12 protein-coding genes and 1 pseudogene are annotated in these 13,849 nt (G+C 38.5%); 8 read left to right on the forward strand and 5 right to left on the reverse strand.

Annotation, left to right across the window (positions count from 1 at the left end):
- Window positions 1-42: 42 nt before the first annotated feature.
- Both prmB and aroC read left to right on the forward strand, forming a co-directional pair.
- A complete protein-coding gene (gene prmB / locus A6E03_RS10500) occupies window positions 43-975 on the forward strand; it encodes a 50S ribosomal protein L3 N(5)-glutamine methyltransferase (protein WP_065593755.1) in 933 nt (310 codons plus the stop codon).
- A 568-nt stretch (window positions 976-1,543) separates the two neighbouring features.
- Entirely contained in the window at window positions 1,544-2,629 is a 1,086-nt protein-coding gene (aroC, locus tag A6E03_RS10505) for a chorismate synthase (protein WP_065593754.1), read from the forward strand.
- A gap of 184 nt (window positions 2,630-2,813) precedes the next feature.
- Here aroC and A6E03_RS10510 read toward each other — a convergent pair whose 3' ends face one another.
- A complete protein-coding gene (locus A6E03_RS10510) occupies window positions 2,814-3,452 on the reverse strand; it encodes a trimeric intracellular cation channel family protein (RefSeq protein ID WP_065593753.1) in 639 nt (212 codons plus the stop codon).
- 268 nt (window positions 3,453-3,720) lie between these two features.
- Here A6E03_RS10510 and A6E03_RS10515 point away from each other — a divergent pair, with 268 nt between their 5' ends.
- Both A6E03_RS10515 and A6E03_RS10520 read left to right on the forward strand, forming a co-directional pair.
- A complete protein-coding gene (locus A6E03_RS10515) occupies window positions 3,721-4,251 on the forward strand; it encodes an elongation factor P hydroxylase (RefSeq protein WP_065593752.1) in 531 nt (176 codons plus the stop codon).
- A 7-nt stretch (window positions 4,252-4,258) separates the two neighbouring features.
- Window positions 4,259-4,519, forward strand: coding sequence for a YfcL family protein (locus tag A6E03_RS10520; protein WP_065593751.1), 261 nt, complete (start codon window positions 4,259-4,261; stop codon window positions 4,517-4,519).
- 82 nt (window positions 4,520-4,601) lie between these two features.
- Here the strand turns inward: A6E03_RS10520 and A6E03_RS10525 are convergent, their stop codons facing one another.
- Window positions 4,602-5,027 carry an HIT domain-containing protein gene (locus A6E03_RS10525; RefSeq protein WP_065593750.1) on the reverse strand — a complete coding sequence of 142 codons (426 nt, stop codon included), beginning with the start codon at window positions 5,025-5,027 and terminating at the stop codon, window positions 4,602-4,604.
- Between the two features lie 78 nt (window positions 5,028-5,105).
- On the opposite strand from A6E03_RS10525, the gene lpxM reads away from it, so the two are divergent.
- On the forward strand, window positions 5,106-6,047 hold the full coding sequence (lpxM, locus tag A6E03_RS10530; RefSeq protein WP_065593749.1) for a lauroyl-Kdo(2)-lipid IV(A) myristoyltransferase: 942 nt from the start codon (window positions 5,106-5,108) through the stop codon (window positions 6,045-6,047).
- Window positions 6,048-6,286: 239 nt separating this feature from the next.
- Window positions 6,287-7,723, forward strand: coding sequence for a H(+)/Cl(-) exchange transporter ClcA (gene clcA / locus A6E03_RS10535; RefSeq protein WP_065593748.1), 1,437 nt, complete (start codon window positions 6,287-6,289; stop codon window positions 7,721-7,723).
- Window positions 7,724-7,764: 41 nt separating this feature from the next.
- Here clcA and rlmA read toward each other — a convergent pair whose 3' ends face one another.
- Window positions 7,765-8,577: a 23S rRNA (guanine(745)-N(1))-methyltransferase gene (gene rlmA / locus A6E03_RS10540; protein ID WP_065600830.1), complete on the reverse strand. Its 813-nt coding sequence runs from the start codon at window positions 8,575-8,577 to the stop codon at window positions 7,765-7,767.
- A gap of 498 nt (window positions 8,578-9,075) precedes the next feature.
- On the opposite strand from rlmA, the gene A6E03_RS10545 reads away from it, so the two are divergent.
- On the forward strand, window positions 9,076-10,137 hold the full coding sequence (locus tag A6E03_RS10545) for a porin (RefSeq protein WP_065593746.1): 1,062 nt from the start codon (window positions 9,076-9,078) through the stop codon (window positions 10,135-10,137).
- Window positions 10,138-10,338: 201 nt separating this feature from the next.
- On the opposite strand, the gene A6E03_RS10550 is transcribed toward A6E03_RS10545, so the two are convergent.
- Together A6E03_RS10550 and A6E03_RS10555 are read right to left on the reverse strand one after the other, a co-directional pair.
- Window positions 10,339-10,839 (reverse strand): YfbU family protein, encoded by a 501-nt coding sequence (locus A6E03_RS10550; protein WP_065593745.1) that lies wholly within the window; start codon window positions 10,837-10,839, stop codon window positions 10,339-10,341.
- A gap of 103 nt (window positions 10,840-10,942) precedes the next feature.
- Window positions 10,943-12,697: a formate--tetrahydrofolate ligase gene (locus A6E03_RS10555; RefSeq protein ID WP_065600831.1), complete on the reverse strand. Its 1,755-nt coding sequence runs from the start codon at window positions 12,695-12,697 to the stop codon at window positions 10,943-10,945.
- A gap of 554 nt (window positions 12,698-13,251) precedes the next feature.
- Between A6E03_RS10555 and A6E03_RS10560 the strand changes: the two are divergent.
- Window positions 13,252-13,848 (forward strand): annotated as a pseudogene (locus A6E03_RS10560) (response regulator); the annotation flags it as partial.
- Window position 13,849: the final 1 nt, after the last annotated feature.

A 13,849-nucleotide genomic window follows, 5' to 3' on the forward strand; every position in this document is an offset into this window, starting at 1 on the left:
CAATAATTAACAGCAGTATTATAACTTGTTTTGGGGGCAATTTTGGATAAGATTTTTGTAGAAGAGGCCGTTTCTGAGCTTCATACGTTACAGGATATGTTGCGTTGGACGGTAAGTCGTTTTAATGCTGCGGGCCTTTTTTATGGTCACGGTACTGATAATGCATGGGATGAAGCTGTTCAATTAGTTCTTCCTACTCTTTATTTACCGATTGATGTTCCTGCACACGTACGTGAATCACGTTTAACATCAACAGAACGTTTACGTATTGTTGAGCGTGTGGTTCGTCGTATTAACGAACGTATACCAACCGCTTATTTAACAAATAAAGCATGGTTTTGTGGTCTTGAATTCTTTGTTGATGAACGCGTACTTGTCCCTCGTTCACCAATTGCGGAATTGATTGAAACACAGTTCGAACCGTGGTTAAAAGAAGAACCAACTCGCATTATGGATCTTTGTACGGGCAGTGGTTGTATCGCTATCGCGTGTGCACATGCATTCCCAAATGCAGAAGTTGATGCGATTGATATCTCGACTGACGCGTTGATGGTTGCAGAGCAGAATGTTCAAGATCACGGCATGGAGCAACAAGTGTTCCCTATGCGTTCAGATCTTTTACGTGATATTCCTAAAGATCAGTACAATTTCATTGTGTCTAACCCACCGTATGTGGATGAAGAAGACATGAACAGTTTACCAGAAGAGTTTGAGCACGAACCTGCATTAGGTTTAGCTGCTGGATCTGATGGCTTGAAATTGGTTCGTCGTATTCTTGCAAATGCGCCTGATTACTTAACAGATGAAGGCTTCTTGATCTGTGAAGTTGGGAACTCTATGGTTCATATGATGGAACAATACCCAGAAATTCCATTTACTTGGATTGAGTTTGCTGAAGGTGGACATGGTGTATTCATGTTAACTAAACAACAGCTTCTTGATTGTGCTGAAGAGTTTTCTCTTTACCGAGATTAATGATTAAGCGTTATCGAATAATAATGAGCCTGATAGTGATATCGGGCTTTTTTGTGCCTATATCTTAATATTCTTTTGTTTGTGACATGGCAAAATCTAATCTTTCACGCAACTTAGCTTGCTTTTTTTCACTGCTGTCTTGATTAAACATTCTTTTTATTAAATGAAATAATTTCACAAAATGGCTCCCTTTTTATTTGCTATAAACAAAGCAGGATTAGTGCCAACTTAACTGAGCCTTCCCCTTACTGATAGATTTATCGTGAGCGATACTAAATAAGTGGGAATATAATGATTTAAATTTTCCCCCTCAATATTTTTTAATCGGTCTCATTATTCGATTTATTGTTTTTAGTGTAATCCTTCACATTATTTATATTGTAAAGGTCACATATTGCCGCTTTTTATTATATGGAAGAAAAAGAGGTTAGCTGTAATCGAGAAAGAGTACAGATAAACACAGACTAGGGGTTTACTCTTAAAGCGATTCAAGACAATATGGATTTATTAAGAATTGATTATTAGTCTTGTTGTATATGACTAATCAACAACATTTACAGAGGAAGTAATGGCTGGAAACTCTATTGGACAACATTTTCGAGTAACAACGTTTGGTGAAAGTCATGGCTTAGCATTAGGCTGCATTGTTGATGGCTGTCCTCCTGGTTTGGAATTAACGGAAGCTGATCTGCAGATTGATTTAGATCGCCGTAAACCAGGGACATCAAAATATACGACTCAGCGCCGTGAAGCCGATGAAGTTAAAATTTTATCTGGGGTATTTGAAGGTAAAACAACAGGCACATCAATTGGCTTGTTGATTGAAAATACCGATCAACGCTCTAAAGACTATTCTGAAATTAAAGATAAGTTCCGTCCGGGACATGCAGACTATACCTACCATCAAAAGTATGGACAACGTGATTACCGTGGCGGTGGCCGTTCATCTGCTCGTGAAACCGCAATGCGTGTTGCGGCGGGTGCCGTGGCTAAAAAATACCTACAACAAGAATTTGGTATTGAGATCCGTGCTTATTTATCACAAATGGGGGACGTGTCGATTGATTCTGTGGATTGGAATGAAATCGAGAACAATGCCTTTTTCTGTCCAGATGCAAGCAAAGTTGATGCTTTTGATGAGCTTATCCGTAAGTTGAAAAAAGAAGGTGATTCAATTGGTGCGAAAATCACAGTGGTTGCTCAAGGTGTTCCTGTTGGTTTAGGTGAACCTGTATTTGATCGTTTAGATGCTGATATTGCTCATGCCCTAATGGGGATTAATGCCGTTAAAGGTGTTGAGATTGGTGATGGTTTCGAGGTTGTTCAACAACGTGGCTCTGAACATCGGGATCCATTAACGCCTGAAGGTTTTAGTTCTAATCATGCTGGTGGTGTTTTAGGTGGAATATCATCAGGGCAAGATATTATTGCTCATATTGCATTGAAACCAACATCAAGCATTACGGTTCCGGGTGAAACAATTACACGTAGCGGTGAAAAAACAGAATTAATTACGAAAGGTCGTCATGATCCATGTGTAGGTATTCGTGCCGTTCCTATTGCTGAGGCAATGCTTGCGATTGTTGTCATGGATCATTTAGTTCGTCATCGTGGACAGAACTTCGGTGTACAAACGGAAACGCCTAAGATTTAGTGGTAGGAGATAGGGACTAGTTTTTAGGGACGAGTTAAGAGCGGAAGAATCTTCCTCTACTATTAATAGACATAAATAAAAAGAGCCAGATTGAAGTTACATTCGATCTGGCTCTTTCTGTTTGTATTTGATGTTTAGCTCTTCCTAGCCCCTAAGATCTCGTCCCTAGTTCCTTTAACGTTCATCACTTCTTAATACTTTCTGGCTGATCTTCGGTAATATCCAAATGAAATACCGGTAAACACCAACCAAATTTCACGGCTGCCATACGAGCAGAAAAACCAATAACAATGGTGATTACGGTGGTTATTAACTCATCAACACCAAGGTGTAATAAACCTATGTATAACACAGCAGATAGGAGTGAAATTGACGCGTATAATTCTTTATGTAATACCATCGGCATTTGACGGCAGAAAAGATCACGCAATAAACCACCAAATACGCCAGTGACAATGGCAGAAACAACACAGATCAGCGGGTGAAGTCCCATATCTAATGCGACTTGAGAGCCGATAATACTAAATACAATTAAGCCGATAGCATCTAAAAAAACAAAGAATCGATGGTTTTTTGCAACCCATGGGCCAATCCATGTCGTCAACACACCAGCAATACAGGTAATGACAAGGAATTGTGGGTTTTTCACCCAACCAATAGGGTAATGACCTAATAAAATATCACGTACCGTACCGCCGCCAATAGCCGTTGCACTCGCTACTAGCATCACACCAAACCAATCCATTTTTTTCTTACCAGCAGCTAATGCGCCTGTCATTGCTTCTGCTGTGATCCCTATAATATAAAGAATTGTTAATAACATTTTCTAATACCGTTTCATGTCATGTTGGCGAAATAATAAGGCAAGGATTTTATGGGATTAAACCTATAATGACGAATGAAAAAAACTATTCCGATGTTTTTCGGATTAGATTTACTTATGTGATTTATCCAAGTGCTCTAGCGTGATTAAGTGAATTTACAGATAAAGGATAATTTTGAAACAGAAGATAAAAATAATTTATCTAGATAGGTCTTTATTGGTGCTTAAGGTAGAATAGGCCCCTCTTTATTATTGCTAAGCTTGTCGTATGTCTCATCAATACCAAGATTTAATGTCTATTTTCAACGCTACTTTTCAAGGTTCTTTTAATACACAACTTGTATTGGGTGGCGATGAACCTATTTATTTACCTGCCGATAGCGAATTTGATTATCATCGCATTATCTTTGCTCGTGGTTTTTATCAATCAGGAATGCATGAAATTGCACATTGGTGTGTCGCTGGACCAGAACGTCGATTATTAGAAGATTTTGGTTATTGGTATGAACCTGACGGTCGAACAGAGCAAGTTCAATCTGAGTTTGAAAAAGTTGAAATCCGCCCACAAGCGTATGAATGGATTTTATCATTAAGTGCAGGACTAAAATTTAATGTGAGTTGTGATAACTTAAATGGCGATTTTGAACCAGATCGTTTAGCATTCATGACTAAAGTACATAATGAGGTGATGGGAATTCTAGATACGGGGCTACCATTACGAGTTGAGATGCTCTCTACTGCATTACGTAATTTTTATCAGATTACACCATTAACTAAAGAACAATTTATTGTCCAATAGGAAAAAAATGATCATTGAATTTGAAGAAAAAATGCTTGAACTTATTGATGCTCGTATTGAAACAGCATCAGATGATGAGTTATTTGCGGGTGGTTACTTACGTGGGCATATTTCATTGTCAGTAGCTAAATGTGAAGAGCAAAGCATCAATGATGTTGAAGTATTGAAAGTACATATCAATGACAGTTTAGATGCGGCTAAGTCTGAATTATCTCCAGCAGACCGAATTGTTGTTGCTGATCTATGGGATGAGTTGCAAAACGCATAGTATTGATGATCATCAAAACTGCAAAAGGCAGGCCCATTGAGGTCTGCCTTTTTTATATAATATTTAAATATAGTGATGGAGGTTAGCGCTTAAAGCCTGATAGTGCGTCTAATTTATCTCGAAGTAAATAAACTAAAGAGGTTTGCTCTGATTGTTCTCTAATGACACCATTGGTATTTCCCCATACAGGCCCTGGCCATGCAATATCATGAGTAAAGCGAGCGATATGGTGAATATGTAATTGAGGGACTAAATTCCCTAATGCCCCAATATTAATTTTATCCGGTGTAAACGTATCTTCTAATAATTGAGCAACCGCACTTGATTCTTTAATAAACTGATGTTGTTGCTCTGCGTTCATGTGATGGATTTCTTTTAGATCTTCTAGACGAGGAACTAAAATTAACCAAGGCCCTATGTCTTCTTTAATTAATAAAACCTGGCATAAAGGTAGATTACCTAAAACAATGCAATCTTGTTGTAAACGTGAGTGTAATTGAAAAGCCATTATCATTTCCTTGGTTTCTATCAGCAATGCTTTGTTATATCATAATCAGCTTATAATGAAGAATAAGTGAATCTATTCATGAGTAAAAAAGTCGATAAAAACGTTTATAACCCAACTTTTCAATGGGCATTTCTACACCCAAGATATTGGCCTACGTGGTTAGGGATAGCTTTTGCTATTATTTTAGCGTTTGTTCCTTTTCGATTACGCGATAAGCTCGCGGCAAAAATTGTTAAATTAGTTCTTAAAAAACCAAGTGGCGGCATTAAACGAGCTAAGTTAAATATAGCCACTTGCTTTCCTGAAAAATCAGAGCAAGAACAACGGGAATTACTTGAAAAAACCTACATTACAGGTGCCCAGGTGATGCTTGGTTTTTCTGAGTTGATTGTTAGAAGTCGTAAACATAATGAAAATCGTGGTATTTTTGTTGGGGGAGAGAATCTTTTTCCATTACTTGAACAAAAAGAAAACATCATTATTTTAGCACCACATGCATGGGCTATTGATTTCCCTGCGATCTTATTAGCTTCTCGTGGCTATCATGTAACAACCATGATGAAACCACAAAAGAACCCAATCACTGATTGGTTGATGCACGTTCAACGTATGCAATATGGCGGTAAAATATACGCTCGAAGTGCAGGGATTAAGCCGTTAATCAAAGCGATTAGAGAAGGGTACTTAGCTTACTATTTACCAGATGAAGATCATGGACCTCAGAACAGTGTTTTTGTCCCGTTTTTTGCAACTCAGAAAGCGACTCTTAAAGGGTTTGGTAAGTTAGCTCGTTTGTCTAAGGCAAAAGTAGTTCCAATGTTACCGTCGTATAATGCGGAAACAGGGCAGTTTGAGATCATTACATTACCGGCCATTGCTGATTTTCCTTCTGGTGATGAAGAGCAGGATGCAAGAGCGATGAATATTGCGATTGAACAATTAGTAACAGAGCGTCCTGAGCAATATATGTGGGTTTTAAACTTATTACGTTCTCGTCCAGATGGTAGCCGTCTTTATTAAGTAAGCTTTGCCTTATCTATTCTTGATTAAGCCCATTGCATTAAATAAATGCAGTGGGCTTTTTTTATTCTAAGTTTAAATTATTTCTTTGATTTATATCAAAGGTCGATCTTGGTCATTTAATCAATCTAAGTTTTTACAAATGGTTAGGGTCTATTCAATTACGGAGCGTATAATTATTTGTGAGTTCCATCCGATTAATACTGATAATGCTCTTTAGTGCTAAGTTGATTTGATAAATGCCAAAATCGCCAAATTTTCGCTTCTTTCAAGGTGGGATGCTTAAGCATCGTACTACTCCTAAGTTTTTAACAACACAAACTGATTACTATGCATTGCTTTTTTTATCAGCGTTAGTTGGTGGCATTGCTGGTTCTGTCGTTGCATTATTTGAAGCATCAATTCGTTTAATTTCAGAACAACGATTACACTTCATACATACCTTCCCTTATTCTGAATATTTAGCGCCCGTAGCTGCCGTTCTTGCAGGTGCAGCAATGGCTGCCGCAGGGTTTTGGCTTACTTTTAGGTTTGCACCAGAAACCGCGGGTAGTGGTATTCCTCATATTGAAGGAGCATTAGACGGGACGCATGTTATTCGTTGGGCTAGAGTGTTACCGGTTAAGTTTATTGCAGGTACGTTAACCATTGGCTCAGGTATGGTACTTGGCCGCGAAGGACCATCAATTCAAATTGGTGGGGCTGTGGGGCAAATGATTGCAAGTAAAGGTAAGCGATTTAGTCATTCTTCTCATATATTAACAGCGGCAGGGGCTGCCGCTGGTTTGGCTGCGGCATTTAATGCACCGTTAGCGGGGATCCTTTTTGTCGTTGAAGAGATGCGCCCTCAATTTCGTTATAATATTACCTCTATTAAGTGTGTAACGTTAGCGACTGCTGTTGCAACTATTGTTATGCGATCTCTTCATGGTCAAGAAGCATTTCTTACGATACCAAGTTTTGATGTTCCACCCCTTCGTTCTCTACTTCTGTTTGCTATTTTAGGCATTTTATTTGGAATTATTGGTGTTAATTTCAATAAATGGATCTTAAAAGGGACAAGTAAAGTAAAGGCGTATCACCAAAATAAATTGGCTCGCATTGTGTTAATGGGGGCTGCGTTTGGCGGTACATTCGCCTTATTGCATTTGTACATACCAAATTTATCTGGCAGCGGCATGGAAATCATCACTGAGATGTTTTATAGCCCTATGGCATGGATGGTAATGGTTGGCTTCTTTGCACTACGAATTATAGTTACGGTAGCGTGTTTCTCGTCAGGAGCTCCCGGTGGGATCTTTGCGCCTATGCTAGCGTTAGGAACATTACTTGGTTTGTCTTTTGGTGTTGTGATGGCGGCATGGTTCCCTGAATGGGTTTCAGATCCAGGTGTTTATGCTATTGCGGGTATGGGGGCCTTATTTGCTGCGACAGTGAGAGCTCCAGTGACTGGCGTTATTCTTGTGGTAGAGATGACGAATAATTACCAACTAATATTACCTTTACTCGTCACAACGTTAGGTGCCACTTTTATTGCTCAAGCACTTGGTGGTCAGCCTTTGTACTCTGCACTATTGAAACAGTCTTTACTTAAAGATAAAGAATTGAGAGCAGAAGACAGTGGGTTACAAAAAGTTGATCAAGCTGTTGCTAACGCAAATACTGAAAACAAATAAACCATCTGAATCAACATTATTCAGATGGCCTTATTGTGGCGTTATATTTTCTTATAAACTCTGATCATGAAATCAGCTTTGCAATCAAAAAGGGCTTTCTCTTTTAGCTCTGATTTGTACTCTGCTGTTGCTTTCCAAGCAAAAGGCGTCATATCTAATAAATGTAACGCCTCAAGTCCGTTCAACTGCATATTGTAAGTTAATTTTTTCTCTTCAATAAGTTCAAAGCCAGTTATTTCTTCTGATGCTTCATCGTGTAAGCGAACATCGCCATAAACACCTTCACGTAGTTGGTATAAATGGTGGCTTGCTGGTGTGACTGTAAATAAATGCCCAGAATGTTTAATCGTACGACTCAGTTCTTCGGCTTTACATGGCGCATAAATTCTAACTATGCCATTTAAACTTTGATCTGAAAAAGGTAAACGGTGGCTAGAAGCAACACTGAATTGGCAATTGAGATAACGTTTAGCTGCGTACTTAATCGCTACTTTTGAAATGTCTAATCCAAAGACGGCTGTATTTTTATCGTTCAACTGCTCAGCAATCTTTGAGGTGTAATAACCTTCACCACAGCCTATATCTAACAGGCTTGAATTGTCCTCAGTGATATAACTTTCACATAAGTCAGCAACTTGTTGTTGCATTGGTTGGTAATGGCCTGCTTCAAGAAATGCACGTCTTGCTTGCATCATTTCTTTATTATCGCCCGGATTTTTAGAACGCTTATGATGAACTGGCATCAAGTTTACATAACCTTCTTTTGCGTTATCAAACTGATGGTTGTTTTCACAACGGTATTGGTTGTTGGCAAAGAACAATTCGTGTTGGCATAAAGGGCATTGATACGACATAACCAGACCTGAAATTAGATGAGGGAAGCAGTGTACTTCTTCATTTCTAGAATAAAAAGACCCTCTAATAAAAAATCTATCCGTCTATTAATTTTTCATCTCGAAATAAATAATGTGACACCCTTCAAATTTAGCCTCTAATAGAACATAACAAGACCTTTTTTGTTATCAAGCGATAGTGATCAATATCACTTTTATTGTTAATAATAGTCTAGAAAAATGTGATCTAACATGTTTCTATATGTGAAAAGGTAAATTTTAATATTGATATTTACATCTTAACCTTTTGAAAATTATGTATTTATATTTTTTTATAAAGGCTGTTTTTGAACTTGGTCAAACTATGAATACGCTTTATTTTTCAAAGCGAATTAATAGGGCATGATTTGTCTCAACGGATTCAGATAAACATGTATGGATTACAAGTATTCTTGAGTTTGGCGTCTAAACAGTAGAACAGCTAAACCAAAATAAGTTCAAAAATATAGGGCGTATAACATGAAAAAGACACTTTTAGCACTAGCAGTACCAGCACTTCTAATGGCCGGTTCAGCATCTGCAGCAACAGTACATACAGCAGAAGATGGTTCGACAATCGATGTATACAGCCGTTTAGGTTTTAATATTACAGACCGTGCTGGTATGGGTGAAGATGGCGATGCGGTAGGTAATTTCGATGCACGTATTGGTTTAGGTGGCTCTCAAGTCGTTAACGATAAAGTATCAGTTATTGGTTGGGCTGAGTATTCAGTAGGTGCAGCTGAACAACGTGGTACAGATAATAGCTTTACTCCTCGTTATGTATGGGCAGGTATCGATGGTTCTGAATACGGTAAAGTAACCTTTGGTCGTGTTGCTTCAGGCATCATTATGCTTTCTGATGTAGGTGATGTATTTGCGGCATCTGATGTTCTTATTGGTCGTCAACTTGAGCTTATTGATAATTCAGCAGCACAAACTTTCCGTCAAGATGGCACTGTTCAATATCAAAACAGCTTTGGTTCGTTTGATATGTCGGTTGCGTATATTTTAGGTAACTCAGATTCAGATCAAGATGGTTCTTATAATGCGGTAGGTCGTTATACCTTTGATATGGGTGATGCGGGTCAGTTAATTCCTATTGTTGCATATCAAGCAAACAGTACGGGTGAAAATGCGACTAATCCAGATGCAGATTACACTTTCTGGGGTGCAGGTCTTCAATATAAGTTAAATGCATTAACACTTGGAGCTATGTATAACCAAGATGAAATTGAAGGTGTTTATGCAGGTAAATCAACGGATAAGAGCTACGAATTAACAGCGGTATATAACATTAATGATGATTGGACAGCTCGTGCTGGTTACCGTGCTCTAGAAAACAGCGGTGGCGATGAAAGTGAATATAAAGATACAACATTAGAACTTCAGTATCACTTAACGGCTCGTTCTTCTATCTACACAAGTTATGTAATGCGTAATGGCGAAAATGGAAACGCAGCATTACCTAGCAACAATGTGATGAGCTGGAACGATGCAGAAGAAGATTACTACCACTTAGGTCTTCGTTATGAATTCTAATCTGACCAACAATGTTGATATTACTGTTAATCTATAAGGGTGGATTCTTAGTTAATTATCAATCAGGTTAGAAAACTAAAATCCTCACTGATCTGTCAGTGAGGATTTTTTCTATTTAATCATAATGAAAAAACATTGAATTGTAGGTATAAAAAATCCCCGCAAGTGCGAGGATTCAAATGATTATTTATGCCGTTTGGATTATGCGTTAAAAATTTGCGCCATTTCCGTTGAGCATAGGTGGTATTGACGTGGGCAGTTACGCCATGTTGTCAGCATACGACGGTATTTGTCCATCATAGGCATTTGGCTATTAAAGTGGTGGTCTGCTTTATCAAATTGAAGATATAAACCTTCAGAGCTTGTTAAGAAGCGAACGTAATGTACTTGTTGTGCTTCAGTTGCAATATCAAAACCTAAAAATTGAAGACGACGCGCATCTACTTTAGCTTGGCACTCAGGTATAAGCATGTTGTAAGATTCTTGCATTGCATGGTACATCTCCATGAAGTCGATAATTTCACGACATTCAGTTTCTGTAATGCTACCAAAATCTTTATCTAATTCACGAATTTGCAGTTCATAGCCACGTTCAACGATTAGTTGTTGGCGTTTGTATTTCTCTGCATTTTCAGGATCCATTTGCGACATTAAGTAGTACTGGTTTGAAAGGATTAGGCGTTGAGCATTAGTCATATCCATTAGGATAACCTCAAAATTATTATTTAAATTTATATAAAAAGTTGAAGCTAGATTAACAGTAAATGTAACACATAGAACATGATCTACATTAAGTAATGTGATCTTAGCTTAATCCTGTGATGTTACCCTCATTATCAATGTCTAAATTCATGAATGCGGGTTTTTCTGGTAAGCCTGGCATCGTCATAACATTGCCACATAAAGCGTAAATAAAGCCTGCCCCTGCGCATAATTTAAGTTCACGAATGGGTACAACAAAATCAGACGGTGCACCTTTAATATTGCCATCAGTAGAAATTGAGGCTGGCGTTTTAGCCATGCATACTGATAAGTTTTTATAGCCTAATTGCTCGAATTTTTCTAATTGTCGTTGTGCCTTTTTTGATAATTCAATGCATTCTGCACCATAACCTTCGATAGCGACTGCATTTAATTTATCAAATAGACTCATTTCAGACGTATATAAAGGTGTAAATTTTGTGGTTTTTTGACAGGCTAAGACCACTTTTTTAGCTAGGTCGATTGCACCTTTACCACCTTTAACAAACGCTTCGCTGATGGCGACATTAACATTTACATGGCTTGATAATGTTGAGACCCAATCTCTTAAGAAATCTAACTCTTCTTGAGTATCTTCAGGGAATCGATTTATAGCAACGACAACAGGTAAGCCATATTTAGCACAGTTAGCAATATGCCATTGTAAATTAGTTAATCCTGCATTTAATGCATCTTGATTTGGTACAAATAACTCTTTTGGTAACGCTTGCCCTGGTGATAATGGGAATAAGCCAGAGTTGGCTTTAATACCACGCAATGTCGCAACTAGGACGGCACAGTCTGGTGCTTTTTTAGAGACTGCTGCTTTTATATTACACGCTTTTTCTAACCCCATATCTGAACCAAATCCACCTTCAGTCACGGTGTAATCAGTCAGTTTTAAGGCAATATTATCAGCGATAATAGAAGAGTTACCGTGAGCGATGTTAGCAAAAGGACCTGAGTGAACAAAAGTCGGAACACCTTCTAATGTCTGCATTAAGGTTGGATTAATCGCAAACTTCATGGTGACCGTCATTGCGCCAGCCACTTGTAGATCTTCGGTTGTTACTGGTTCACCATCAAGATTATATGCGACAACAATGCGACCTATGCGTTGACGTAAATCTTGAAGATCGCTCGCCAAAGCCAGTATTGCCATTAATTCCGAAGCGGCAGTAATATCAAAACCGTCTTCACGTTCATAACCATTAATGGTTTTATCGTCTTCATTTTTACCAATCGTCACCATACGCAGTGCTCGATCGTTATGATCCATTACTCGCTTCCAAACCACTTGTGTTGGATCAATTCGTAATGCTGGGAGGTCATTTTTTTTAGCGAAGACTTCATAGCCTAGGCGTTGCTCATGGTAAATTCGAGCATCAATAGCTGCAGAGGCTAAGTTGTGAGCGGCAGTAATCGCATGAATGTCACCAGTTAGGTGCAAGTTTAACTCTTCCATTGGAGCTACTTGGCTATAACCACCACCCGCGGCACCGCCTTTTACTCCAAATACGGGGCCCATTGAAGGCTGACGAATACAAGCGCTGACCGATTCCCCTAATTTAGCTAAGCCTTGAGCAAGGCCAATGGTTGTTACCGTTTTTCCTTCACCAAGAGGGGTTGGAGTGATTGCGGTAACCAAAATCAGTTTTCCACTTGGTTTATCTTCAAGGTGTTTTAAGGCATCAATATTGACTTTCGCTTTATAGCGACCTTGTGGCGTAATGTCATCATCATGCAGGCCTAAGTTGGACGCAATCGTTTTCATTCTTATAAGTGTCGCAGTTTGGCAGATATCAATATCGCTTTTCATAATAACGGGAACCTTTAGGAAAGAGTTAAAACATCAGAAAAGAAGCGTTTGCTTTATACCACATAAATAGGTCTATATTGAATCAATTCCCCTAATTTACTATGGAATTGATGAAAATATTTATAAGGTGTGATCAAGAGTATGAACAAGGTTTAAGAATAGGTTAATGGCTTGTGATGGTTTTTATTTGTGGGCTTTATAAGAAAAATGAGGAATTTATGTCTTGGCGTGATTTAAGTTTTCGACGTCGATTGTTAGCAGTGATGACCATCTCTGGGATCGTAAAATTTCTCCTTTTATCTATCTGTGCGTTTTTATATGTTAAGTGCTGGGAGTCGCAAGACTGTGGGGATAAAGCATTAGGGATTGCTCGGTTTCTTGCTCAATCGCCAATAGTCATGGAAGCAGTAGAGAAAAACTCCCCACGTTTGATTAAAGATAAAATAGAACGATTACGCTCTTCCATTGGCGCCGCGTTTATCGTTGTGGGAAACAAAGAGGGCATTCGTATTACAGATCCCATCAAAGATCGCATTGTTATTGTAGAAGATGACATCGGAATTTCGGCGAGTAAAGAAGAGGCAATGATCTTATTTGATGTATTAAATCCTGATTTAGTGTTGTTAGATATTTATCTTCCTGATGGCAATGGCCTTGATATATTACGACAATTACGTCAAAAAGAATCATCACCCGATGTGATCTTAATTACGGCAGACAGAAATGTGAATACGCTGCAAGAAGCGATGCGTGGTGGTGTGATAGATTATTTATTGAAGCCTGTGATTTTTAGTCGATTAGAAGAATCAATAAATAAATACTTAAGTCAAAAACAACAATTTACAAATTGAGTTGATATTGATCAATCCATGGTAGATGCTATGTTGAATTCCACTAGCTCAGCAACCATATCAAGGTTACCGAAAGGCATTGATGGCGTAACTCTTGAAAAGGTGCGTCAGTTATTTGTTAATAAAAATCAGTTAACGGCGGATCAAGCAGGTGAGTTAATTGGCGCAAGTCGAACCACCGCTCGTCGTTATTTAGAATCTCTTATCAGCTCTGGAGAATTGAGTGCAGACTTGTCTTATGGCAGTGTTGGACGACCAGAGCGCACCTATTTTAAAACGCAGAATAGTATTAAAGTATAAA

This window comes from Aliivibrio sp. 1S128 (genome assembly GCF_001691065.1).
GTDB lineage: Bacteria > Pseudomonadota > Gammaproteobacteria > Enterobacterales > Vibrionaceae > Aliivibrio.